The organism is Pseudomonas syringae KCTC 12500 (assembly GCF_000507185.2).
Classification (GTDB): Bacteria; Pseudomonadota; Gammaproteobacteria; order Pseudomonadales; family Pseudomonadaceae; genus Aquipseudomonas; species Aquipseudomonas syringae.
This window is the reverse complement of the sequence record NZ_AYTM02000002.1, coordinates 3,507,501-3,531,666: the sequence shown is the minus strand read 5'-3', so window position 1 is coordinate 3,531,666 and position 24,166 is coordinate 3,507,501. Positions and strand designations below refer to the sequence as shown.

At 58.4% G+C, this 24,166-nt stretch carries 17 protein-coding genes and 2 rRNA genes; 10 read left to right on the top strand and 9 right to left on the bottom strand.

Features of this window, described 5'->3' with window-relative positions; genetic code table 11:
* Complete coding sequence (locus V476_RS16060) at positions 1 to 1,641, bottom strand: methyl-accepting chemotaxis protein (RefSeq protein WP_024959426.1); 1,641 nt, start codon at positions 1,639 to 1,641, stop codon at positions 1 to 3.
* A 258-nt stretch (positions 1,642 to 1,899) separates the two neighbouring features.
* Between V476_RS16060 and V476_RS16055 the strand changes: the two genes are divergently transcribed.
* Both V476_RS16055 and pcsA read left to right on the top strand, forming a co-directional pair.
* Positions 1,900 to 3,912 (top strand): alkaline phosphatase D family protein, encoded by a 2,013-nt coding sequence (locus V476_RS16055; protein ID WP_024959425.1) that lies wholly within the window; start codon positions 1,900 to 1,902, stop codon positions 3,910 to 3,912.
* Between the two features lie 86 nt (positions 3,913 to 3,998).
* The gene (gene pcsA, locus V476_RS16050; protein WP_003421621.1) at positions 3,999 to 4,718 is read left to right on the top strand and encodes a phosphatidylcholine synthase; all 720 of its coding nucleotides are present in this window, start codon (positions 3,999 to 4,001) and stop codon (positions 4,716 to 4,718) included.
* A gap of 66 nt (positions 4,719 to 4,784) precedes the next feature.
* Here pcsA and V476_RS16045 read toward each other — a convergent pair whose 3' ends face one another.
* The 3 genes from V476_RS16045 to V476_RS16035 form a co-directional block, all read right to left on the bottom strand.
* Complete coding sequence (locus V476_RS16045; RefSeq protein ID WP_024959424.1) at positions 4,785 to 5,993, bottom strand: sugar transporter; 1,209 nt, start codon at positions 5,991 to 5,993, stop codon at positions 4,785 to 4,787.
* A gap of 268 nt (positions 5,994 to 6,261) precedes the next feature.
* Entirely contained in the window at positions 6,262 to 6,693 is a 432-nt protein-coding gene (locus V476_RS16040) for a thiol-disulfide oxidoreductase DCC family protein (RefSeq protein ID WP_004390040.1), read from the bottom strand.
* A gap of 108 nt (positions 6,694 to 6,801) precedes the next feature.
* Positions 6,802 to 7,146, bottom strand: a complete 345-nt coding sequence (locus V476_RS16035) for a zinc ribbon domain-containing protein YjdM (protein ID WP_032623634.1) — start codon at positions 7,144 to 7,146, stop codon at positions 6,802 to 6,804.
* Between the two features lie 257 nt (positions 7,147 to 7,403).
* On the opposite strand from V476_RS16035, the gene V476_RS16030 reads away from it, so the two are divergent.
* The 3 genes from V476_RS16030 (at position 7,404) to V476_RS16020 (ending at position 11,933) form a co-directional block, all read left to right on the top strand.
* Entirely contained in the window at positions 7,404 to 9,425 is a 2,022-nt protein-coding gene (locus V476_RS16030) for an acyltransferase family protein (RefSeq protein WP_024959423.1), read from the top strand.
* A 64-nt stretch (positions 9,426 to 9,489) separates the two neighbouring features.
* Positions 9,490 to 10,149 (top strand): HD domain-containing protein, encoded by a 660-nt coding sequence (locus V476_RS16025; RefSeq protein ID WP_017277987.1) that lies wholly within the window; start codon positions 9,490 to 9,492, stop codon positions 10,147 to 10,149.
* A gap of 119 nt (positions 10,150 to 10,268) precedes the next feature.
* Positions 10,269 to 11,933: a methyl-accepting chemotaxis protein gene (locus V476_RS16020; RefSeq protein ID WP_050428318.1), complete on the top strand. Its 1,665-nt coding sequence runs from the start codon at positions 10,269 to 10,271 to the stop codon at positions 11,931 to 11,933.
* 55 nt (positions 11,934 to 11,988) lie between these two features.
* On the opposite strand, the gene can is transcribed toward V476_RS16020, so the two are convergent.
* Positions 11,989 to 12,627, bottom strand: coding sequence for a carbonate dehydratase (gene can / locus V476_RS16015; RefSeq protein WP_003345939.1), 639 nt, complete (start codon positions 12,625 to 12,627; stop codon positions 11,989 to 11,991).
* Between the two features lie 166 nt (positions 12,628 to 12,793).
* Between can and V476_RS16010 the strand changes: the two genes are divergently transcribed.
* Positions 12,794 to 13,198 (top strand): hypothetical protein, encoded by a 405-nt coding sequence (locus tag V476_RS16010; RefSeq protein ID WP_024959421.1) that lies wholly within the window; start codon positions 12,794 to 12,796, stop codon positions 13,196 to 13,198.
* Positions 13,199 to 13,207: 9 nt separating this feature from the next.
* Here the strand turns inward: V476_RS16010 and rimI are convergent, their stop codons facing one another.
* Positions 13,208 to 13,663 (bottom strand): ribosomal protein S18-alanine N-acetyltransferase, encoded by a 456-nt coding sequence (gene rimI, locus V476_RS16005; protein ID WP_003345934.1) that lies wholly within the window; start codon positions 13,661 to 13,663, stop codon positions 13,208 to 13,210.
* Positions 13,656 to 14,462, bottom strand: coding sequence for a hypothetical protein (locus V476_RS16000; RefSeq protein ID WP_003391221.1), 807 nt, complete (start codon positions 14,460 to 14,462; stop codon positions 13,656 to 13,658). Before V476_RS16000 ends, rimI begins: the two co-directional genes overlap by 8 nt.
* Positions 14,463 to 14,606: 144 nt before the next feature.
* Here V476_RS16000 and mksB point away from each other — a divergent pair, with 144 nt between their 5' ends.
* From mksB to V476_RS15980, 4 genes are all read left to right on the top strand, one after another.
* Entirely contained in the window at positions 14,607 to 15,884 is a 1,278-nt protein-coding gene (gene mksB / locus V476_RS15995; protein WP_003404706.1) for an Mks condensin complex protein MksB, read from the top strand.
* The gene (gene mksE / locus V476_RS15990) at positions 15,874 to 16,581 is read left to right on the top strand and encodes an Mks condensin complex protein MksE (protein ID WP_003319438.1); all 708 of its coding nucleotides are present in this window, start codon (positions 15,874 to 15,876) and stop codon (positions 16,579 to 16,581) included. The genes mksB and mksE overlap by 11 nt, the downstream gene beginning before the upstream one ends.
* Positions 16,578 to 19,397 (top strand): Mks condensin complex protein MksF, encoded by a 2,820-nt coding sequence (gene mksF, locus V476_RS15985; RefSeq protein WP_003391215.1) that lies wholly within the window; start codon positions 16,578 to 16,580, stop codon positions 19,395 to 19,397. Before mksE ends, mksF begins: the two co-directional genes overlap by 4 nt.
* A 173-nt stretch (positions 19,398 to 19,570) precedes the next feature.
* Positions 19,571 to 20,818: a right-handed parallel beta-helix repeat-containing protein gene (locus V476_RS15980; protein WP_024959420.1), complete on the top strand. Its 1,248-nt coding sequence runs from the start codon at positions 19,571 to 19,573 to the stop codon at positions 20,816 to 20,818.
* A gap of 132 nt (positions 20,819 to 20,950) precedes the next feature.
* Here V476_RS15980 and rrf read toward each other — a convergent pair.
* A 5S ribosomal RNA gene (rrf, locus tag V476_RS15975) occupies positions 20,951 to 21,066 on the bottom strand.
* A gap of 158 nt (positions 21,067 to 21,224) precedes the next feature.
* A 23S ribosomal RNA gene (locus V476_RS15970) occupies positions 21,225 to 24,118 on the bottom strand.
* Positions 24,119 to 24,166: the final 48 nt, after the last annotated feature.

The following is a 24,166-nucleotide window of genomic DNA, read 5'->3' as shown; positions in this document are numbered from 1 at the left end:
TCAGACCTTGAACTTGCCCACCAGGTTGTTGAAGGAAATCGCCAGACGCGACAGTTCCTGGCTTGAAGCACTGGTCTGATTGGCACCTGCGGCGGTCTGGGCGGAGAGATCCTGAATGTTGACCAGGTTGCGATCAACCTCACGCGCAACGTGGGACTGCTCTTCAGAGGCCGTCGCTATCAGCATGTTGCGGTCGTTGATCTCGGCGACGCTCTGCGCAATGCGCTCCAGCGACTGCCCTGTGGCTTGAGCCAGGGTTTGCGTGTTGCTGGCCAGGGTGCGACTGTTGCCCATGGCCCGCACGGCCTGATCGGCACTGGCCTGGACACTGCCGATCATGGTTTCGATTTCGCCGGTGGACGCCTGGGTTCGGGCAGCCAGCGCCCGCACTTCGTCCGCCACTACAGCAAAACCGCGCCCCTGCTCGCCTGCACGTGCGGCCTCGATGGCAGCGTTGAGGGCCAGCAAGTTGGTCTGCTCGGCGATCCCACGGATCACGTCCAGTACCTGCCCGATCTCACGGACGCGCCCGGCGAGCTCTTCGACCATGGTGGTCGAACTGCTGATCTCGGCACTGACGGTATTGATCGCATTCACGGCATCGCGGGCCTGATCACGACCGGCAGCCGCGTCGGTGCTGGTCTGTCGGGACGCTTCCGACGTCGACATGGCGTTACGCGCGACCTCTTCGACCGCAGCGGTCATCTCGTTCACAGCCGTAGCGGCCTGCTGAATCTCATCGTTCTGACGTATCAGACCGCGACTGCTTTCTTCAGTCACGGCATTCAGCTCTTCAGCAGCCGAGGCCAACTGGTCGGCAGCGCTGGATATTTGCCCGATCGTGCTTTTCAGGTTGTCCTGCATATCGCTCAGGGCAACCAGCATCATGCCGGCTTCGTCGTGATACTGGCTGACAATCGGCAGGGTCAGGTCACCGCTTGCAATTCGCCGGGCATTGGTCACTGCAGTATTGATTGGCGTGCTGATGGCGCGACTGATGAACAGGCCCATCACAAACGCAGCAAAGAATGACAAACCTATGCCGATGTACAGATTTCGTTGCGCAGCGTCCTGTGTCTGGTCGGAAGCTACAGCAGCCTCCCCTGCCTGACGATTATTGGAATTGACGATGGTGCTCAGCTGATCCATGACCTTCAGGTAACCGCTGCGTACATCACCGTCGATGATCGCTCTTGCCCCCGCAATATCTCCGGACAGGGCAACACCTTTGGCTTGCTCGATGAGTGCCTGATAGCCAGGCCAGTCTCTGTCCATCTGATCACCGGCAGCGCGCTCATCATCTTCAAGCGGCGTAGCCCGGTAGGTGGCGTAGCTTTTTTCAGCCTGAGCCCTGTTAACGGTCATGCTCGCGAGAATATCGTCCTTGACGCTTTGTGGCGCATTGCCTGCCATGGCAGCCAATAAACGATAGAGATCACGGTTCTGAGCAATGACCGAGGCCTTGACCTCGCCTGTTTTTGTAACCGACAGCAGGCTGTTGGTAAACACGTTATCAAGGCTGACGGACAAGGCACTGATGCCGCGACTGCCTATTACGCCCACCCCAAGGGTGAAAAGCGCGCACAGAGCAAAAGCCATAAACAACTTGGCGGACAGCCTTGCGTTGTAAAACCATTTCATAGCCGGATTCCTTATGAGCAAATATGGCATAACGCCATAAAAACTTTATGGAATTCTGATGCCCTCTGCATAGGTGTATATCGGCATTTTCAGCGCACTCTGCAGGCGGTTAACAAAGTCTTCATATGAGCACGGTTGAGCCGGGCGTTTCGCATTGCCTGCACTGTCCGGAAACATGCAGTCACGTGGCGTAACAAGAACTTTCCAGGCCTGTTGCGTTACCATCCCGGCCTGTGTCCCCCAGAGCCGTGAGTCAGGATGTCCGCTTCTTCCATCGAACCATTCACTTCGCTGCCGTCCATCCTTGCCGGCCCGCTGTTGCGCCGTCAGGAAGCTGACCGCCTGGTGTTGTGGCTGGTGGGGTCTCGTCCGTTGCGCCTGACCGTGCGCCTGCGTCATGCCGCTACTGATGACGCCACTGCGGGCTTCAACGATTACGTACTCGACGACAGTCAATGTCAGGTCATCGCAATTGGGCGCCATGCGTTCATTCACCTGATCGACCTGCAACTCGACGCCGAACTGCCCCGCGACACCTGGATCGATTACGACCTGCTGGTGGACGGCGAAGGCGGTATTGCCGAATGGGCGCCGCACCTGCTGTACGAGGGCCACCGTTACCCGAACTTCGTGGTGCGCAGCAGCATCGATCATCTGCTGCATGGCTCGTGCCGCAAGCCGCACCACAGCGCGGCCGAAGGTCTGCTTTGCGTGGACCGCCTGCTGGCCGATATCCAGGAGCCGCTGCAACGCCCTGCGCTGTTGATGATGAGCGGCGATCAGATCTACGCCGACGATGTCGCCGGACCGATGTTGCGCGCCATCCATGTATTGATCGAACGGCTGGGGTTGTTCGACGAGCGACTTGACGGTGCCATCGTCGATGACAGCCCTCGTCTTTATGCGCATCCGGCCAGCTATTACCAGCGTGCCGACCTGTTGCCGGCCCTGAAAAGCAACGACACGCTGCGCGAGCGCTTCTTCGGCGGCACCAGCAAACCGGTATTCACCAGCAGCACAGCGGATAACCATCTGGTCAACCTGGCGGAAGTCATGGCGATGTACCTGCTGGTCTGGTCACCTACGCCCTGGACCCTGATCGAGCCCGGCAGGCCGCAACTGGAAGACGGGGAAGTCGAGCGCTACGCCAAGGAGCAGCACTTAGTCGAGGCGTTTGCCGAGGGACTGGGCGGCGTAGCACGGGCGATGGCGCATCTGCCGTGCATGATGATTTTCGATGACCACGACATCACCGATGACTGGAACCTGTCGGCGAACTGGGAGCAAACGGCGTACGGCCATCCATTCTCCAAACGCATCATCGGTAACGCCCTGCTTGCCTATCTGCTGTGTCAGGGCTGGGGCAATAACCCGGATGCGCTCAACGGGCTGGTCAAACAGGCTTATGCCCTGAGCAGCGAGGCCGTGTCGAACGACAACTGGCTGGACAGCCAGGCCCAGGACCAGTTGATTGATCAGTTGTTGAAGTTTCAGCAATGGCATTACGTGCTACCGACCAGCCCGGCGCTGGTGGTACTGGATACCCGCACCCGACGCTGGCGCAGCGAGTCGAACTTCAATCACCCGTCCGGGCTGCTCGACTGGGAAGCGCTCAGTGAGCTGCAACAGGAGCTGATCGACCATAAATCGGCGATTATCGTCTCACCTGCTCCTGTGTTCGGCGTCAAGTTGATCGAGGCAATACAACGTATCTTCAGCTGGTGTGGCTATCCGTTGCTGGTCGATGCGGAGAACTGGATGGCGCACCGTGGTGCTGCCAACGTGATTCTGAACATCTTTCGCCACTCCAGAACCCCGGGCAATTATGTGATCCTGTCGGGCGATGTGCATTACTCGTTCGTCTACGAAATCCTGATCCGCCAGCGCAGCGGCGGGCCTCACATCTGGCAAATCACCAGCAGTGGCATCAAGAATGAATTCCCCCGTCGTCTACTCGACACTTTTGATCGGCTGAATCGCTGGTTATACTCTCCCCGCTCACCTCTTAACTGGTTCACCAAGCGCCGCCTGATGAAGGTTGTTCCGCGCACGCCCGAGCACAGCAAGGCCGGTGAACGCTTATGGAACTCGGCAGGTGTCGGGCAGGTACTGTTCAATGAACAGGGCCAGCCGACCCTGATCAACCAACTCAATGCCAACGGTGACGCGCCTACCTGTTTCGTCGAACCGGAAGAATACAGAGACCAGCGATCAGACGAAGAGCGTGGCTTTCTGGAAAACAACCGGGAAACAAGGGATAGTCACCGCTAAACTTATCGGCAATTGCCGGGTCGATAGTTGCTACCGGTCAGGTTGCGGCACACCCTGGCAAGCATTACTTCCTGGAGAGCGCCCCCGTGATAACCAATCAACGCATAGCCAGACTCAACGCATGGGGGGCACATGGCTTCACCGCCACCGGCGTAGTCCTTGCGTTCCTGGCGACCATTGCCTTGTTCAACAACGAACCCAAAGCCTGCCTGTTGTGGCTGGGCGCGGCCCTGATCGTGGATGGAGTCGACGGCTCACTGGCTCGCAAGGTCAACACCACGTCGGTACTGCCGCACTTCGACGGCTCAGTGCTGGATCTGGTCATCGACTACCTGACCTACGTGTTCATCCCGGCATTGTTCATCTACCGCTACATACCGGTGCCGGATTACACGCTGCTGCTGAGCATCTCGGTCATTCTGGTTTCGTCGCTGTTCTGTTTCTGCAACGTCGACATGAAAAGCAAGGACAACTACTTTCAGGGCTTCCCCGCCGCCTGGAACGTCGTTGCACTGTGCCTCTACATTCTGTCACCGGCGCCATGGCTGACGTTCATCACCATCATCGCCCTGGCGCTGCTGACCATGACCCGCATGAAGTTCCTGCACCCGTTCCGCGTGCGCCGCTTCATGCCGCTCAATATCGCGGTGACCACCGTATGGTTGCTGTCCAGCGCACTGCTGATCATCAACCATCCGCACAACGGCCCGGTGGTCATGGGGCTGTGGCTGGCAATGTCGGCGTATTTCCTGGGGATTTGTATCTGGAGAACGTCGCTGGAGTGGCTCGGTCGGCTTAAAGCCTGACCTGCAAGTCAGACCAAAAAGCTCGCTGAACGCCTTGCGCGGTCAGCGAGCTTTTTTATGCGCGCCCTATTTGCTCTCGGCCTGCATCTCGGCAGCAGGCCGGACCTTGCCGAAGTGATGCGTGGTATAGCAGCACAAACCCAACCCACCGAGGGCCAGCAGGCCGCCGACGATGCCGACATTGGCAACCCCGAGATGGCTGCTGACGACGCTGCCGAGCAGCGCGCCGCCGCCAATCCCGATATTGAAGATGCCCGAGAACAGCGCCATCGCCACATCGGTCGCATCAGGTGCCAGCGACAGCACGCGCGCCTGCAAGGTCAGGCCGAAGCACATGATCGCCATGCCCCAGATAATGGTCAGCGTGCCGAGCGTCGTAGCATCGCCGGAGAGCGGCAACAGCATCAGCAGGCACAGGGTCAGCGTGCCAATGGCGGTGATCAACAGCCCATTGGGGAAGCGATCGCTGAACAGGCTGAAGATGATCGAGCCCATGATCCCGGCCCCGCCAAAGACCAGCAGCAGAATTGTGGTCATTTCGCCGCTGAGCCGGGACACGGTCTGGGTGAACGGTTCGATGTAGCTGTAGGCGGTGAAATGAGCGGTCACCACGATGGCGGTCAGCAGGTAGATCGCCATCAGCCGTGGGCGTTTGAACAGGATCGGCAGGCTGCGCAATGAGCCGGAGTTCTGACTGGGCAGTAAAGGCAGCGCGCGGACCAGCAGGAAGACTACCAGCGCAGCGATGCCGGCGATGCCCAAAAAGGTGGTCCGCCAGCCCAGGGCTTCACCCAGCACGCGGCCCAGCGGAATACCCAATACCATCGCCAACGACGTACCGGTCGCCAGCAGGCCCAGCGCCTGAACCTGCTTGCCGGGCGGTGCGATGCGTACGGCCAGCGACGCCGTAACCGACCAGAACACCGCATGTGCAAACGCGATACCGACCCGGCTCACCAGCAGGATCGCAAAGCTGGGGGCGATCGCGGAGAGGACGTGGCTGACCACAAACAGGCCGAACACGAACATCAGCAGCTTGCGGCGCTCGATGTTGCGCGTCGCCAGCATCATCGGCAACGACATCAGCGACACGACCCAGGCATAGATCGTGAGCATCAGCCCGACCTGGGCCGGGGTCATCTCGAAGCTCTGACCGATGTTACTCAGCAGACCGATCGGCACGAACTCGGTGGTATTGAAAATGAAGGCCGCCAAGGCCAGCGCGAATACGCCAAGCCAGCTACCTGCCTGCTCGTTTGGAGGTGAAGTTATCAAGAATCACAACGCCCTGAAAATATTCCGACCCGAAGGCCGACCGCCACGCGTGTACATCCACGCCTGACACCTGTATGGAAAACCGCGGCTCGCTCCCCTGAAAAACCAACGCAAAAACGCTCCGCTCGACCTTCAGGATCGGGCGCAGTGTGCAAAGTGGATTATTGTGGATATGGGGAGTGAAGCCAGATGACACGAATTCTACGGACCGCCAGAGTGGATCACAACCCGTGTGCACATAACCGACTTTGCAATTGACCGCCGGTCGTCAGCCATCGAGGAAGCGCTGCCGATGCTCGGGCGACGGCAACAGGCAGTGATCATAGCGCCCGAACAGGCGATATCGGTTGAGCGCGATACGGTTGTAGGCCCAGTCCCGCAGGAAGCGTGGAAAAATCCCCAGCACTTTGAGCAGAGGCCACGGCGCAGGCAACAACCCCATGATGTGCAGAAAGGCATCCGAACGCACGAATACCCGATTGTTGACGATAACCGCGATGGTATGAAAATCGTCGAGCGGCAGCCCGGCCCATTTCAGCAACGCCTGCCCTTGCTCCGACTGCACGGCGGCCAAGCGCAGACGCCGATGCGGATCATGGCGAATCAGAAACTTCACCACGCCATTGCACAGCTTGCAGACGCCATCGAACAGCACGACACATTCATCAGGTTTCAGATACGGGGCGGGAGTGTTCGACACGGTATTCACCTGTTCAGGAAAAACAGCCCTGGCGCGCCCGGAAACATGAACGCCCCGCCAATCAAAGGACCGGCGAGGCGTTCAGGCTAAAGCCATTACCCGGCAGAATCAAACCTTGCGGACGAACTCCGACTTCAGTTTCATCGCGCCGATGCCGTCGATCTTGCAATCGATGTCATGGTCGCCATCGACCAGGCGGATGTTCTTGACCTTGGTGCCGACCTTGACCACCAGCGAGGAGCCTTTGACTTTCAAGTCCTTGATCACCGTGATGGTGTCGCCGTCCTGCAGCACGTTGCCCGTTGAGTCCTTAATGACTTTCACGTCATCGGACGCATCGGCGCCAACGGCGTCGGCAGACCATTCATGGGCGCATTCCGGGCAGATCAGCAGGCTGCCGTCTTCGTAGGTGTATTCGGAATTGCATTTCGGGCAGGACGGTAAGCTCACAATGGTTCTCGCATCGAGGAGGGGTAAAACCATGCATTATAAAGGGCTTTTCCTGTTTCAGGTGGGAAGTGACTGATCTGCCGTCATAAACCTGCTTCCGTCATTGGACAGAAGCGAAGACCTGAACTAAAAAATACAGCACTCTCTTTCCGATAACTCCCCATCTTCCTCTCCCTACACGCCCCTGCGCTTCGCGTTGGCGGTAGCTATTGCAGCGTGCATTTACCGTCTCTTGCCACTTACTGCATCGAGCACATCACATGGGCATCCCTCATAACCCGGCACTCGGCTATCGACCCGAGATCGATGGTCTGCGAGCGCTCGCGGTCATTCCGGTCATTCTGTTCCACGCGGGCTTGCCGCTGTTCAGCGGCGGATTCGTGGGCGTCGATATCTTCTTCGTGATCTCCGGCTATCTGATCACTTCGATCATCATCGCGGAGAAGATCAGAGGCCGGTTCTCGCTGATCAACTTTTACGAACGACGCGCGCGGCGCATCCTGCCTGCACTGTTCGTGATGATGCTGATCTGCCTGCCTGTCGCGTGGTTGACGCTCGATCCATCTGACCTGAAGTACTTTGCCAAGAGTCTGGTGGCGGTGCCGACTTTTTCATCCAACGTGCTGTTCTGGCTGGAAAGCGGCTATTTCGACGCCACGGCAGAACTCAAACCGTTGTTGCACACCTGGACGCTCGCGGTGGAAGAACAGTACTACCTGTTCTTCCCGCTGCTCTTGATGCTGGCCTGGGGCCTGGGCCGCAAGTGGCTGATCGTGCTACTGATAGTCGCTGCCCTGGCCAGCCTGGCGCTGGCGCAACTGGGCGCCCATCAAGCCACCAGCAACGCTTTTTATCTGCTGCCGGCACGTGCCTGGGAATTGCTGGCGGGCTCGTTCATCGCCTTCTACTTTGCATGGCGACCGCGCAGCATCGGGCGCGCGAGCGTTGTCGATCAGGCGGCGACTTTACTGGGGATTTTGCTGATCGGTTATGCCGTGGTCGGTTTCGACAGCAGCACGCCCTTCCCCGGTCTTAATGCGCTGGTGCCGGTACTGGGTGCGGTGTTGATCATCGTCTTCGCCCATGGCAAGACCTGGGTTGGAAGCGCCCTGAGTTCACGTGCGCCCGTCGCGATCGGCATGCTCAGCTACAGCGCTTACCTGTGGCATCAGCCCGTCTTTGCCTTTGCCCGCCAGTACAACCTGAATGAGCCAGGCCTGCCACTCATGCTGGCGCTTACCCTTGTTTCTTTGGTGCTGGCCTGGCTGAGCTGGCGTTTCGTCGAGCAGCCGTTTCGCAAGGCCGGCACCTTCAATCGCCGTCAGATTTTCACCACGGCAGGCGCTGCCTCGGCGCTTTTTATCGCGCTGGGGCTGGTTGGCTATGTGAATAACGGCTTTCCCCAGCGCTTCGCTGTCGACCCGGAGCTGCATCAAGCATTCGCCGACCCGTTGATACGCGACAAATGCGACCAGCCTCTGGACGGCAAGAGCGGCAACGTCGATTTTTGCCTGTTCGGCCTTGCTGACGATCAGGCAACGCCGGACATGGCGCTGTTCGGCGACAGCCATGCCGAAGCGCTGTTATCGACGTTCGACGCCGCCGCCCGGGATCAGGGCAGAACCCTCGCGCACATCGGCCTGGGCGGCTGCCTGCCCTTGCTCGGCGTGGACGTGGCCAACGGCAACTACGCTGCCGGGGTCTGCGAAGCGCTGGCCGATCGGGAATTCGACTACGTGAAGCGGCAGCGCATCAAAAAGGTCGTGCTCGTAGCGCGCTGGACGCTGTATACCGGCGACGATTACAGCGAGAGGACGATGAGCACGTATTTCCTGACCTCGCGCGCCGATCCGCAGAAAAGCCGCGAAACCTCGCGCAGGGTATTCAGCCAGGCCCTTGAACACACGATCGAGGCCTACCGCAGTATCGGCGCCGAGGTGTTCATCATCGCGCAGGTGCCGCAGCAAATGATCAACCCTGAAAGTCTCTACTATCGCTTGGCGCGGGACGCTTCGGAAGACGATGCGCAAGCCTTGCAGCGGGTCAGCGAACTGTCGGTGCCGGTGGAAAAACACGACCTGTTGCAGCGTTTCACCCGCCAGTTGTTCCTGCGTGCCAGCCAGTCAAAACACATCAGCCTGATCACGCTGGATGACGCCTTCTGCAAGGACAGGCAATGCCTGATCGGCGACCTGCATTCGTACTACAAGGACTTCAACCACCTCAACGCCAGAGGTGCGGGGCTGCTTGCCGGCCAGATCAGCCATATTCTTGACCAGTGACAGGGTTTTATCAGGCGGCATTGTCTGTAATGCTGATGCCTGCCCAGCCTCCGAGGACCACCGCATGACCGCCGCCAGCTTCACCCCCTTCGAGGATCTGGCCAACCTGCTGATACCCCACACCCACGCAGAGAAAATCGACGACTCGCACGATGTCTCGCACTTGCTGCGTGTCTGGAAGAACGTCTGCGCCATTCGTGACCGTGAAGGCGGCGATGCCCGTGTGCTGATTGCGGCAACGCTGCTGCATGACTGCGTTTCGGTCGAGAAAGACTCGCCGTTTCGCGCCAGCGCATCGCGACTGGCGGCGGCGCGGGCCAGCGAATTGTTGACCGAGATGGGGTGGGATGAGCAGAGCATCGCCTCCGTCGCCCACGCCATCGAAGCGCACAGTTTCTCGGCGGCGATCACGCCGTTGACCCTCGAGGCCAGAATACTGCAGGACGCCGACCGGCTGGACTCGCTGGGCATGATCGGTGTGGCCCGCACCTTCTACGTGTCAGGGCGTCTCGGCAGAGCGCTCTACGACCCGAATGATCCGTATGCCAGCCAGCGCCCCTATGACGACCTGAATTTCGCCGTCGACCACTTCCACACCAAGCTGCTGCAACTGGCTGACGGTTTTCAGACCGCTACCGGCGCACAACTGGCGAAAGCCCGGCACCATCGGGTCAAGCGCTTTCTGGATGAACTGATGGAGGAAATTGCTCCCCTGCAGCCATGAGTCATTGGCTGCACATCCATCATTCAGCAGATGTCATAAAGACATCACACAATTGCCCTATAAACGGCTCTCCGAGAAGGTCCGTGTGTTTATAGGGGTTGTGTGCCGTGAAAAGATTGATGCCTCGTTTCCTACGTCGGCAAGCCACAACGACAACACTCTTGCGCCGCTTCAAAATCACCCTGCGCCTGGTCATCTGCTTTGCCATAACCTCCCTGTTGATGGTAGCGCTTGGCGCGTTCTGCCTGTTGCAGATGCAGGCGATCCGCACCCAGGGCGAGGCAGTCGAGAGCGGCGCCCTGCCCAGTATCGCCACCGCCGATGCCATCGCCATCGGTCTGGTCAAACTGCGCAGCGAAACCACCCGTCTGATCGCCAACGCCGACGATCCGGGCGCCGTCATCAACAGCAAGATCAATGTCGAGCAACTCAGGAACGAGGTCGAGAAAGGCTTCTCGGAATACCTGGCGCGTGTCCAGTCGGGCACTGAGCATGACTCCATTGTCGCGTTGCAGGATGCCTACAAGGCCTTCATGCCCGGTTTGCAGGATCAGATCGCGCTGATCGAGCAGAACAAGCTGGACGAGGCCAGGATGCTGGCCAACACCATGCTCTCGCTGCAAGGCGACCTGATGGACATGCAGGTGCAGCTGTTGCGGGAGCTGAACAAACAGAGTGCGTCCGCCGCCGTAGAGGCCGCAGGTGCCAGCTACGAGCAAACGCGGATCATTGCGCTGAGCGCCATTGGCCTGGTTCTGGCACTGACCCTGTTGTTGGCCTGGCGCCTGAGCGTCAGCATCATCCACCCGATGCGGCAGGCTTTACACATCGCCAGCACCATTGCCGATGGCGACCTGAGCGAGCACCCGATACCGGACGGCAAGGACGAGACCGCGCAATTGCTGATCACCCTCGGGCGCATGCGCACCAACCTGCACAGTACGATCGACCAGATCTACGCAGCGGCGACGCAGTTGTCGCAGTCGGTTCAGGAGATGGGCAGCATCGCCGAAGCCAGTGCGCTCAATCTGCAATTGCAGAACACTGAAATCGAACAGGCCGCTGTCGCGGTCAATCAGATGAGCCAGGCGGCCATCGAAGTGGCAGGTAATGCCAGCAATACCGTGACCGAATCGGAGGCATCGACCCGGGCGGCAGCACAAGGGCAGGACAAGCTGTCGGCGACCATTCTGTCGATCAAGGAGCTGACCGAAAATGTGCTGGACTCGTCGCATCAGGCGCAAGGGCTGGCCGAACGCACCCAGAGCATCAGCAGCATCCTCGATGTGATTCGCGCAATCGCCAATCAGACCAATTTACTGGCCCTGAACGCGGCTATCGAAGCGGCTCGTGCAGGCGAAGCCGGACGCGGTTTTGCCGTGGTGGCCGATGAAGTCCGCTCACTGGCGCAACGCACCAGTGCATCCACCGCGGAAATCGAAGGGCTGATCAGCGGCGTGCAGCAAAGCACCCAGCAAACCGCCAGCTCGCTGCGCCACACGGCGACGCAGGCCAACCTGACGATGGAACAGGCCGCCTCGACCGGCGAAGCCCTGCAAGTGATCATTCATTCAACCGCCACCATCAACGACCGCAACCTGCTGATTGCCAGTGCCGCCGAGCAGCAGGCCCAGGTGGCAACCGAAGTGGACCGCAACCTGAGCAGTATTCGCGACCTGTCCAGCCAGACCGCATCAGGCGCGCAGCAGACCACCGTCGCGAGTAACGCACTGTCGATGCTGGCGAATGATCTGAACCTGATGGTGCAGCGTTTCGTGTTGTGATGGGTTAACTCGCCAGCCAGCCTGCAACAAGAGGCTGGCTGGCGATCAACGGCTATCAGTCCTGCGGACGCAGGCGGTACTGCGGCGGCAGTTGCTCGAAGCCGCTGATGGTCACGTCGAGGCTTTTCCAGCGGCCATCCTTGATGCCGTAGATGCAGCCATGCACAGACAGGCTCTGCCCACGGTGCCAGGCGTTCTGCACAATGCTGGTGTGACCGACGTTGGCCACTTGCTGAATCACATTCAATTCACACAGGCGGTCGACGCGCTCTTCCTCGGTCGGCAGCTTGGCCAGCAACTCGCGGTTTTCGTAATACAGGTCACGAATCGTGCGCAACCAGCCGTCGATCAGGCCGAACTGGCGGTCCTGCATGGACGCACGCACGCCACCGCAACCGTAGTGGCCTGTGACCAGAATGTGTTTGACCTTCAACACGTCCACTGCGTACTGAATCACTGACAGGCAGTTAAGGTCGGTGTGCAGTACGACGTTGGCCACGTTGCGGTGAACGAACAGATCACCCGGCAGCATGCCGACGATTTCGTTGGCCGGCACGCGTGCGTCGGAGCAACCGATCCACAGGAACTCAGGGGTTTGCTGGCGGGCCAGTTTGGCGAAGAACTCAGGATCTTCCTGCTTTATCGCATCGGCCCAGCGTGCATTGTTATCAATCAGGTCTTGTAGCTCGTTCATGCTTTGACGCCTCGATCTCGATAATGATGCCCAGCCTTGGACTGGTGTCCGATCCTTCAAGTCACGCTGTGATGCCACTCGTTGCGAATGCCTGTCGTCAACAAAAAGGAATCTTCAAAGTCACGGTCGGTCCACTTTTTACGACCACCTGAAATGAGGATTTCTCATGAACGATTCACGCCGTCCGTTTGGTGCCACCGAACCGGAACCTATCGACGATAACGAAGACCGCATGGGCTCCATGGAAACACTCGATTTCGACGAGGAAGAACCGGGCCGTATCGGCGATCTTATCCCTGAAGGCGAGCTGCAACATGAAATTCCGGATCAGCGAGTGCGCGAAGCAGGCCTCACGGGGGCTTCTACTGATGACCATCATTCGACCGACGATGATCTGTCTCCGGAAACCCTGATCCATGAAGACGGCGCCCGCTCCCCCAACGAGCCAGGCGAAGACCTCCCGGCCGACCTAGATGTTACGGTCGTCGATGGAGATGACATTGGCGGTGGCAACGGCCTGGACGAAGAAGAACTGGCACTCGTCGACCCGCTGGACGGCAACCAGCGCTGATCCGGACACTCAGTCCAGCAGCGTGCAGGCCATGACCACTGCGTCTTCACGGCCGCCGTCGGATGCCGGGTAGTAGTCACGACGCCGGCCTATCTCATTGAAACCGTAGTTTTCATACAGACGATAGGCTGGGCGGTTGCTGTCACGCAGCTCCAGAAAGCATTCTCGTGCATTGAGCTGGTAAGCGCGCTTCATCAGGTGGTCGAGCAGTAACAGGCCAAGACCCCGCCCCTGATTTTCAGGTTTGACCGTAATGTTGAGCAGGTGCGCTTCGTCGATGATGACCTGAATGACACCGTGTCCGACCTGCTGCGCGCCCTCGAACATCAACCAGATCTCATAGGACTTGAGCCCGTCGAGAAAGATGCCGCGTGTCCAGGGATGACTGAACGCCGCGTATTCGATTTTCAGCACTGCGTCCATGTCGGCTTCGGTCATGCGGCGGAAGGTTACGGCATCACTCATCGATCGATTTCCAGCGCGTCATCAGCCGACGCATGGCTTTCCAGACATCCGCCTTGCGCTCAGGCTCGTCCATCAGTAATTCAAGACCTGGCAGCGCCCAGGCCGTACCCAGACCTTCAATCTGCAGTTCACGGTGGTAAGACTCGGCATCGGCTTCACCGGCGTACTTCATCGACGGCAGACCGATCAGCCACAGGCAGGCGCAGGGCTCGTCCTCGAGCCGCGCGCCCACGAAACCCTGCACGAAATCTCGCGCAGCTTCCGGGCCCTGGTCCATCTGGCCGCGGACCAGCAACGGCCAGCGCACGGGCTCGCCGATGATCTGCGGGCTGTCGGGCAGACCGGCGGCGCGCAGCATGTCCTTGAGCAGCAGGTAGGAAGGATCACGGCTCTGAAACGGCTGACCCGTGGTGAGTTCGACCAGTAACAGGCAGCGTCCGGCGCGCAACAATTGCAGGGCAAAGCGCGGTGGCGGTACCACCGGCGCCTTCGGCGGCGCCGGCTCGGCCTCTTCGGCGGCCGGGGTCGCTGTGCGCGTGCTGGCCAGGGAGGGGCGCGGCACCTCGACCCTCGGGCGCTCGGGCTGGCGGGCAACCGGCTCGACATTCGACGTTTCGGCAGGCGCAGCGTGCTCCGCTGGCGAAGCAGCAGGCGCGACACGTTGCACCTCGACCGGCGGCGGCAACGGCACAAGCAGTTGCGGACGTGACGGCGCGGCGAATGGCAGTTCTGTGCGCGGCAGCCAGTTGACCACCTGCATGGCAGTCAAATAAGCGCGGCGACGGGACTCGTTGAGCAAGGGTCAGCCACCTGTGGATAAGTTAAGCGCGCAATTCTAGCGTTGTTCGCCTTTTTGCGCTGCAGCATATCGCCCGCAGGTGAAATATCAGTCGACTGATGCAGTACAATTGCCGCTTTTCACTTGCCAACAGTCGGCCTAACGATGATCGAACCCAAGCGCGTTCTGCGCGCCCTTGCCGAGCACTGGGCGCTCCTTGAGCCCTTATGCGAACATTTCGACCAGGGTACGTTGAGCCTGAGCGAGCTGCGCCTGCAACTGGGCGCTCAGCAGCAGGACAGCACTCCGCAAGACATCACCAATCTGCTGGACGTGTGGATCCGTCTGGACATTCTGGTGCCCGTCGCGAAAAGCCCGAACCGTTTCGAGCTCAACGCACAGATCCATGACTTCCTGTCGTACCTGCGCCGCGAGCACCGTCTGGGCCTGTGTCTGGAAATCGAGGCCTACCTGCGCCATCTGGAGCGACTGGCCGGCTACATTCAGGACGCGTTCGAGGTTCGCGACGCCAACGACCTGGCCAGACAGCTGCGCCTGCTAGACATGCGCGTGCGCGACGTACTCAAGAAGCTCGCCAACGACGAACAGGCGCTGGTCGCCGTGGCCGACCGGGCCAAGACCAGTGACCGGCAGATCCCGTTGCGCCAGCGTTATGCCGAAGTGCTGGCGACGTGGGACGAATACGTCGAGCCGATGATTCAACTGGTCAACGCAGACGGTGCGTTCGAGCAGGGCGTGCGCAAGGTCGAGAACGTCCTGCTGCGCCTGCTGACCGAGCAACAACGTCTCGGTCATCTGGTCGACGACGACATGCTGCTGCGTACCCATGCGCGCATTCTGGAAATGCAGACCAGTGCCCAGCTGACCTTGCGCCATGCACGCGAACTGCTGCTGCCACTGCGTGAAGAAGCGCGGCGCCATAACGCCGTGACCCGCGGCGCAGCGCTGGCCTTGTCTGCCATTCGCCGCAAGGGGCTGGATGCGGTGCCTCAGGCTGCCATGCCGATGTTCACCCGTCCGCAAAGTACGTTTCTGGGCAGTGCGAGTCAGGTCGAGGCCTACGTGTATGCCCTGGCGCGCTTCGAACCCAAACCCGCCAGATTCCCCAAGGCCAGTGGCACCCGCAAGGGTCAGGCGCCACGCGCACCGCGTACGGTCAAAGAGATGCTCGAGCGCTGCGAAGATGCCTTGCCGATGCCTGACCTGATGGTCTGGTTGCTGGAGCAGGAGCCAACCGGCGAAACCGACGAGTTGCTCTACTGGTTCTCGCGCCTGTCGCGCGACAAGCGCTTCGCCCGTGAACGCCTCGAGCGTCGCGAATATTTCACCCGGGAGCACCGCGTCAGCCTGCGCTCCTTTGCCCTGCTCGCTGCAAAAGACGAGCAGGCCGAGCATTCCGAGAGCACCGTTCATGCATCTTGATCTATCCGAAATGTCCCAGCTCGCGCCGATCTTTCGCGAGCTGTTCAAGGGCTATCACATCAGCCGCCGCGACCCGGAGCTGTACGCTCAGCTCTCCAACTGCCAGGACCAGTACCGCACGCTGTTCAAGGCACTGGGCTTCGAACTGGTCTGCGATACGCGTGGCTTTTATTATTTCGTGCCTGAACTGGCCGCTGCGCAGGTCAACAAGACCGCCCAGCGCCTGGCACTGTTCACCTTCATCCTCGTTGAACATCTGGCAGATCAGGGCCGTGATCCCATGTCAGTGCTCGACGGTGGCAGCCTGGGCCGCGACGAGCTGCCTTCGATGCTGGAAAAGTACCGCGACCTGTTTCTCCAGGCTGAAGTACAGACCCCGGAAGAGCTCGAAGAAAAGATCATGCGGCGCATGACGCAGTTGGGCTTTGCCAGTGAGGAAGTGGGTATCTACCGCTTCCTGCCGCCGATGCACCGTTTTCTCGATGTGTGCCTGTCGGTGCAACAGGACCGCGATCTGGCCGCCAGCCTGCATAGCGCCCTGCCCCTGCCGACGCCTGTGCTCATCGATGACGACAGCGACGAAAAGCTGCTGGAAACCGATGACCCGCTGGACCTGGCTGAATTCGGCGAAGAGACCGAGGAAGAGGCGCTGGCCCGGGCAATCGCCGATGAGCAACGACAGGAGATGGACACATGAGCCAGGAACGTTATGGCATCCGCCGCTTTGCCCTGTTGAACACTGCCGGTTACAGCCTTGGCCTGTTCCCGCTGGAAAATCCGCTGTCGGTATACGGCGCGAACAACCTCGGTAAAAGCGCCTCGATCAACGCCCTGCAATTCCCGATTCTGGCGCGCATGTCGGACATGAGCTTCGGCAAGTACAGTCTGGAACAGTCACGACGCTTCTACTTTGCTTCCGACACCAGTTACATTCTGGTGGAAGTTTCCCTGCCTCACGGCCCGCATGTCATCGGCGTCGTGGGTCGCGGTCCGGGCGGCGGCTTCGGCCACCAGTTCTTCGCCTATGCCGGCGAGCTGGATCTGGGTCATTACCAGAAGAACGACACCTGCCTGCGTCAGAAAGAGCTGTTCAGCAACCTGGAAAGCCAGGGCCTGAAAGCCTACGAGCTCAAGCCTGACGAACTGCGCCGTCTGCTGGTCGGCGGGCACACGTCGATTCCGCTGGACCTGACCTTGATCCCGCTGCGCTCCACCAGCGAGCAGAGCCTAAAGACCTTCCGCGCACTGTTCATCAACCTGCTGCACATGCGTGAAATCACCGCCGCCAAACTCAAGCAGCTGTTTCTGGATGCTTTCGAGCACAGCCTGCGTTCGGGCAGCGTCGACTATATTGCCGCCTGTGAAGAAGCCTTCCGCGATGTGCGGCGTATGGAACAGGACTACAACTCGCTGGTGCTGGCGGGTCCACTGGTCGAGGCGCTGGCCGCTGGCGTCAAGCAGCGCGATGTGTTGCGCGGCAAGCTTCATCGTCTGTCACCGATCCTCGATTCACTGCTCGGCACCTGGTCGGACTACTCCGGTGCGCGCAAGGAAGAGTTGGTCATTCAGGCCGAGCATTACCGTGCCCAGCAGGATGAGATGCAGAACGATCAGCGCAGCAGCACTCAGGAGCTGATGCGCCTGGAGCGCGAGATCAGCAGCATCCAGCGCTGGGTCGGCGAGCTGTCGGTACTGAAAAACCGTTTTGCGCTGGTCGATGACGTCAAGGTGCTGGAGCAACAGCTGCTCGCCGCCAAGGACGCTCACGATGAGCTGGCCGGTGCGCTGGCCCAGTCCCGCCAGTTCAGCGCCGAAGACCTGGACGAGCGCCTGCGCGATCTGGAAAAACGCCTCAAGTCGGTCAAGCAGCAGCTTGATCATGCGGACAACAACAGTTATGCCCGTCTGCGTGAAGAGTTTTCCCAGCCGGACGTAGAACGTCTGATGCGTCTGTTCAACAGCGCGCTGTTCAGCCTGCCGTTGGGTGAGCAAGGCATTGCGCTGGATGATGGCGATGCGTGGGTCAAATCGCTGGAGACCATTCTGGACGGCTTCAAGGGCGATCAGTTCGCGGTACCGGGGCTGACGATCAACCTGTCGAGCATCGAGCCTCCTGCCCTGCAGGCGCTGGCCGATCGTGCCGCGTTGCGCGATCAGAAAGAGCGACTGGAGAAAGAACTCAAACAACTGAAAACCCAGCAGGCTGTCGCCGCCGACCGTTCGGCGAGCAAGACCCAGACCGAAGCGCTGTATCAGCAGGTGCTGGATGCTCAAAAGGCGCTTGAAGACTTCCGCCGCTGCCAGACCTTGAGCGCGGAGGAATCCACCAAGCTGGAAGAACTGGCGCAGATGGAAGCCGCTCAGGATGAACTGAAACGCTCCAGCGACGCGTTCACCGAGCGCGTGCAGCAACTGTCCGCCAAGCTGCAATTGATCGCACGTCAGATCGGCGATATGGAATCCAAGCAACGTACGCTGGACGATGCGCTACGTCGCCGTCAGTTGCTGCCTGCGGATCTTCCGTTCGGCACACCGTTCATGGACCCGATCGACGATTCCATGGATAACCTGTTGCCGCTGCTCAACGACTATCAGGACAGCTGGCAGGGTCTGTTGCGCAGCGATGGACAGATCGAGGCGCTGTACGCACAGGTTCGCCTCAAGGGTGTGGCCAAGTTCGACAGCGAGGACGACATGGAGCGTCGCCTGCAGCTATTGATCAATGCCTACGCGCACCGTACCGACGAAGCACTTACGCTGGGCAAGGCTCGTCGCGCTGCGGTCACGGATATCGCACGTACCCTGCGCAATATCCGTAGCGACTATGACAGCCTTGAGCATCAACTGGCGCTGTTCAACCGCGAGATCAACAAGCGTCAGGTCTCGAACCTGGCAAGCTTCCGTATTGTGCTCGCCCCTAACAAGGAAGCGCTCAAGCACATCGATCAGATCATCCACAGCGCAGGGCAGTACGAAGAAGGCGAGACGCTGTCGGTCTTCGACCTGAGCCAGAGCGCAGAGCAGGACAACAAGAACGAAGAAGCCAAGGAATATCTGGCCCGGCTTGTGGCTGCCAACCACAACCAGTTGGGCTTGAAGGACCTGTTCGAGCTGGCATTCGAAATCACCAAGGTCAACGGTCAGCCGGTTATCCACACCGATATCGATGGGGCTGCCTCCAACGGCACCACGATGACCATCAAGGCATTGACCAACATGTACCTGCTGTTGCACTTGATGGATCGCGACCAGGCCGGTCGGGTGCGTTTGCCTTACTACCTCGACGAAGCCGCAGACATCGACGAGAAGAATCAGGCAGCCCTGCTGGAAACCAGCCTGCAACTGGGCTTCGTTCCAATTCTGGCCAGTGTGAAGCCACAGGTCTCGGCTCACGTTGCCATCGACCTGGAAGGCGGCAGCGGACCCAATGGCATCTACATTGATGAAGCGGACTGGAAATACATTCAGCGTCGTGACGATGTGAAACCAGAAGTTCCTGAACTGGCCTCGTAAGCGCTGTAAGTTGTTGTCAGAAGGCCGCATGAGAATGCGGCCTTTTTTATTGTCTTTGAATTGAGTGAGGCCCTGTTGCAGGCCTCCGGCGGACAGACTCTTTATTCATCGAATTCATAATGAGGTGCAGCGAACACGCATACGATTACACCAGGCAAGCTTGGAGTGACCCCATGAGAACGATATTGCTGACGGTCTTGCTGGTCGTTGCTGCAACAGCGCATGCAACTGACTACTACGTGGCCCCCAATGGCGATGATCACGCTGCGGGTACCAAAGGTGCACCGTTGCGCACCATCATGCGCGCGCAGCAAGCCGCAATAGCCGGCGACACGGTTTACTTTCGCGGCGGCGTCTATACCTACACAGCAGGCATCAACCGCTGCGCTACCCGTACAGACACCGTGAATGCCATCACCCTGAACAACAGCGGCAGCGAAAACAAACCCATACGCTACTGGGCCTATCCGGGCGAAACACCGGTTTTCGATTTCTCGGCCATGAAAGACGATTGTCGCGTCAAAGGCTTCAACGTTACCGGTAGTTGGTTACACCTGAAGGGGCTGGAGGTGAAAGGCGTGCCGCAACAGCCGGAAAACCATCTCAACCACGAGTCCTGGGGGATCTGGAACAGCGGCAGCCACAATACCTTCGAGCAACTCAATCTGCATCACAATATGGGACCCGGCCTGTTCATTCAGAACGGCGGTTATAACCTGGTACTGAATTCCGACTCTCACCACAACTACGATCCTTACACCTCAAACGGCGCAGGTCAGAGTGCAGACGGCTTCGGTGCACATATCAAGGCGGGCCATCCAGGTAATGTATTCCGCGGTTGCAGAGCGTGGGCCAATTCCGACGACGGCTTTGACCTGATCAATGCCTTTTCGCCAGTGACCATCGAAAGCTCATGGGCATGGCAGCAAGGTTACCTGCCTGGCACGCGCACAAAACTTGAAGCCGGCAATGGTAATGGCATCAAAGCGGGCGGATACGGTGGCAAATATGTGCCTGACGGCGTGAAGCATATCGTCCGTAATTCCGTTGCCTTCGACAATAAGTCCGCTGGTTTCTATGCCAATCACCATACCCTGGCACTGGACTTCACCAACAACACGGCTTTTTCCAATGGCGTGAACTACAACATGGCAGGTATCGCCCCGGATGGTTCGCTGATCCCTCTCGGCAACCTGTCCAACAACATCGCTTACAAGGGACGCTTGACCGTCAACACCGAAGGACTGGATATGGCACACAACTCCTGGACATTGCCAACGCCGGTAACCGACGCAGACTTTGAGGATGTCTCGGATACGGGGTGGGATGCGCCACGTCAGCCGGACGGAAGTCTGCCGGTGCTGCGCAGCTTCCACCTGCGAGCGGGCGGCAGACTGGCAGGGATGGGGGCGTTTCACTAAACCTTGGGGGTCTCTGGCGCCAATGCGGCTGCATTGCAATGAGATGAGCCAGATAGAGAATGCAGAGGTTTCCGGAACCCCAGACAAACAAAAACCCTCAACGCGTAAGCGATGAGGGTTTCTGGAATTTAATCTTGACGATGACCTACTCTCACATGGGGAAACCCCACACTACCATCGGCGATACATCGTTTCACTACTGAGTTCGGGATGGGATCAGGTGGTTCCAATGCTCTATGGTCGTCAAGAAATTCGGGTACCGAATCGTGCCCTGCGGCGCGCTTCAGCAAATCGGGTATGTGATAGCAAGCTGGTTCAGGTGTCGTTCGTGACGCAAACTTTCGGTTCGTGTCATCTTCACAGTCACCGCAATCTGGTCGTTCGACGCAAATTGCTTGGGTGTTATATGGTCAAGCCTCACGGGCAATTAGTATTGGTTAGCTCAACGCCTCACAGCGCTTACACACCCAACCTATCAACGTCGTAGTCTTCGACGGCCCTTTAGGGAACTCAAGGTTCCAGTGAGATCTCATCTTGAGGCAAGTTTCCCGCTTAGATGCTTTCAGCGGTTATCTTTTCCGAACATAGCTACCCGGCAATGCCACTGGCGTGACAACCGGAACACCAGAGGTTCGTCCACTCCGGTCCTCTCGTACTAGGAGCAGCCCCTCTCAAATCTCAAACGTCCACGGCAGATAGGGACCGAACTGTCTCACGACGTTCTAAACCCAGCTCGCGTACCACTTTAAATGGCGAACAGCCATACCCTTGGGACCGGCTTCAGCCCCAGGATGTGATGAGCCGACATCGAGGTGCCAAACACCGCCGTCGATATGAACTCTTGGGCGGTATCAGCCTGTTATCCCCGGAGTACCTTTTATCCGTTGAGCGATGGCCCTTCCATACAGAACCACCGGATCACTAAGACCTACTTTCGTACCTGCTCGACGTGTCTGTCTCGCAGTCAAGCGCGCTTTTGCCTTTATACTCTACGACCGATTTCCGACCGGTCTGAGCGCACCTTCGTACTCCTCCGTTACTCTTTAGGAGGAGACCGCCCCAGTCAAACTACCCACCATACACTGTCCTCGATCCGGATAACGGACCTGAGTTAGAACCTCAAAGTTGCCAGGGTGGTATTTCAAGGTTGGCTCCACGCAGACTGGCGTCCACGCTTCAAAGCCTCCCACCTATCCTACACAAGCAAATTCAAAGTCCAGTGCAAAGCTATAGTAAAGGTTCACGGGGTCTTTCCGTCTAGCCGCGGATACACTGCATCTTCACAGCGATTTCAATTTCACTGAGTCTCGGGTGGAGACAGCGCCGCCATCGTTACGCCATTCGTGCAGGTCGGAACTTACCCGACAAGGAATTTCGCTACCTTAGGACCGTTATAGTTACGGCCGCCGTTTACCGGGGCTTCGATCAAGAGCTTCGCTTGCGCTAACCCCATCAATTAACCTTCCGGCACCGGGCAGGCGTCACACCCTATACGTCCACTTTCGTGTTTGCAGAGTGCTGTGTTTTTAATAAACAGTCGCAGCGGCCTGGTATCTTCGACCGGCAGGGGCTTACGCAGTAAATGCTTCACCTCCACCGGCGCACCTTCTCCCGAAGTTACGGTGCCATTTTGCCTAGTTCCTTCACCCGAGTTCTCTCAAGCGCCTTGGTATTCTCTACCCAACCACCTGTGTCGGTTTGGGGTACGGTTCCTGGTTACCTGAAGCTTAGAAGCTTTTCTTGGAAGCATGGCATCAACCACTTCATGTTCTAAAAGAACACTCGTCATCAGCTCTCGGCCTTAAGATCCCGGATTTACCTAAGATCTCAGCCTACCACCTTAAACCTGGACTACCAACGCCAGGCTGGCCTAGCCTTCTCCGTCCCTCCATCGCAATAACCAGAAGTACAGGAATATTAACCTGTTTTCCATCGACTACGCTTTTCAGCCTCGCCTTAGGGACCGACTAACCCTGCGTCGATTAACGTTGCGCAGGAAACCTTGGTCTTTCGGCGTGGGTGTTTTTCACACCCATTGTCGTTACTCATGTCAGCATTCGCACTTCTGATACCTCCAGCAAGCTTCTCAACTCACCTTCACAGGCTTACAGAACGCTCCTCTACCGCATCATCAAAAGATGATACCCGTAGCTTCGGTGCATGGTTTGAGCCCCGTTACATCTTCCGCGCAGGCCGACTCGACTAGTGAGCTATTACGCTTTCTTTAAAGGGTGGCTGCTTCTAAGCCAACCTCCTAGCTGTCTAAGCCTTCCCACATCGTTTCCCACTTAACCATGACTTTGGGACCTTAGCTGACGGTCTGGGTTGTTTCCCTTTTCACGACGGACGTTAGCACCCGCCGTGTGTCTCCCATGCTCGGCACTTGTAGGTATTCGGAGTTTGCATCGGTTTGGTAAGTCGGGATGACCCCCTAGCCGAAACAGTGCTCTACCCCCTACAGTGATACATGAGGCGCTACCTAAATAGCTTTCGAGGAGAACCAGCTATCTCCGAGCTTGATTAGCCTTTCACTCCGATCCACAGGTCATCCGCTAACTTTTCAACGGTAGTCGGTTCGGTCCTCCAGTTAGTGTTACCCAACCTTCAACCTGCCCATGGATAGATCGCCCGGTTTCGGGTCTATTCCCAGCGACTAGACGCCCTATTAAGACTCGCTTTCGCTACGCCTCCCCTATTCGGTTAAGCTCGCCACTGAAAATAAGTCGCTGACCCATTATACAAAAGGTACGCAGTCACCCAACAAAGTGGGCTCCCACTGCTTGTACGCATACGGTTTCAGGATCTATTTCACTCCGCTCTCCGCGGTTCTTTTCGCCTTTCCCTCACGGTACTGGTTCACTATCGGTCAGTCAGTAGTATTTAGCCTTGGAGGATGGTCCCCCCATATTCAGACAAGGTTTCTCGTGCCCCGTCCTACTCGATTTCATTGCAAAGGGATTTTCGCGTACAGGGCTATCACCCACTATGGCCGTCCTTTCCAGAACGTTCCGCTAATCTCAATACAACTTAAGGGCTGGTCCCCGTTCGCTCGCCACTACTAAGGGAATCTCGGTTGATTTCTTTTCCTCAGGGTACTTAGATGTTTCAGTTCCCCTGGTTCGCCTCTTGCACCTATGTATTCAGTACAAGATAACCATCTTATGATGGCTGGGTTCCCCCATTCAGACATCTCCGGATCACAGTCTGTTTGCCGACTCCCCGAAGCTTTTCGCAGGCTACCACGTCTTTCATCGCCTCTGACTGCCAAGGCATCCACCGTATGCGCTTCTTCACTTGACCATATAACCCCAAGCAATCTGGTTATACTGTGAAGACGACATTCGCCGA

Bases quoted from the DNA above. Each gene is read 5' to 3' on its own strand.
- V476_RS15980 (WP_024959420.1), top strand. From the start codon at position 19,571: ATGAGAACGATATTGCTGACGGTCTTGCTGGTCGTTGCTGCAACAGCG.
- V476_RS16020 (WP_050428318.1), top strand. From the start codon at position 10,269: ATGCCTCGTTTCCTACGTCGGCAAGCCACAACGACAACACTCTTGCGC.
- V476_RS16025 (WP_017277987.1), top strand. From the start codon at position 9,490: ATGACCGCCGCCAGCTTCACCCCCTTCGAGGATCTGGCCAACCTGCTG.
- V476_RS16055 (WP_024959425.1), top strand. From the start codon at position 1,900: ATGTCCGCTTCTTCCATCGAACCATTCACTTCGCTGCCGTCCATCCTT.
- V476_RS16030 (WP_024959423.1), top strand. From the start codon at position 7,404: ATGGGCATCCCTCATAACCCGGCACTCGGCTATCGACCCGAGATCGAT.
- V476_RS16060 (WP_024959426.1), bottom strand. From the start codon at position 1,641: ATGAAATGGTTTTACAACGCAAGGCTGTCCGCCAAGTTGTTTATGGCT.
- rimI (WP_003345934.1), bottom strand. From the start codon at position 13,663: ATGAGTGATGCCGTAACCTTCCGCCGCATGACCGAAGCCGACATGGAC.
- can (WP_003345939.1), bottom strand. From the start codon at position 12,627: ATGAACGAGCTACAAGACCTGATTGATAACAATGCACGCTGGGCCGAT.
- V476_RS16010 (WP_024959421.1), top strand. From the start codon at position 12,794: ATGAACGATTCACGCCGTCCGTTTGGTGCCACCGAACCGGAACCTATC.
- mksE (WP_003319438.1), top strand. From the start codon at position 15,874: ATGCATCTTGATCTATCCGAAATGTCCCAGCTCGCGCCGATCTTTCGC.
- mksB (WP_003404706.1), top strand. From the start codon at position 14,607: ATGATCGAACCCAAGCGCGTTCTGCGCGCCCTTGCCGAGCACTGGGCG.
- mksF (WP_003391215.1), top strand. From the start codon at position 16,578: ATGAGCCAGGAACGTTATGGCATCCGCCGCTTTGCCCTGTTGAACACT.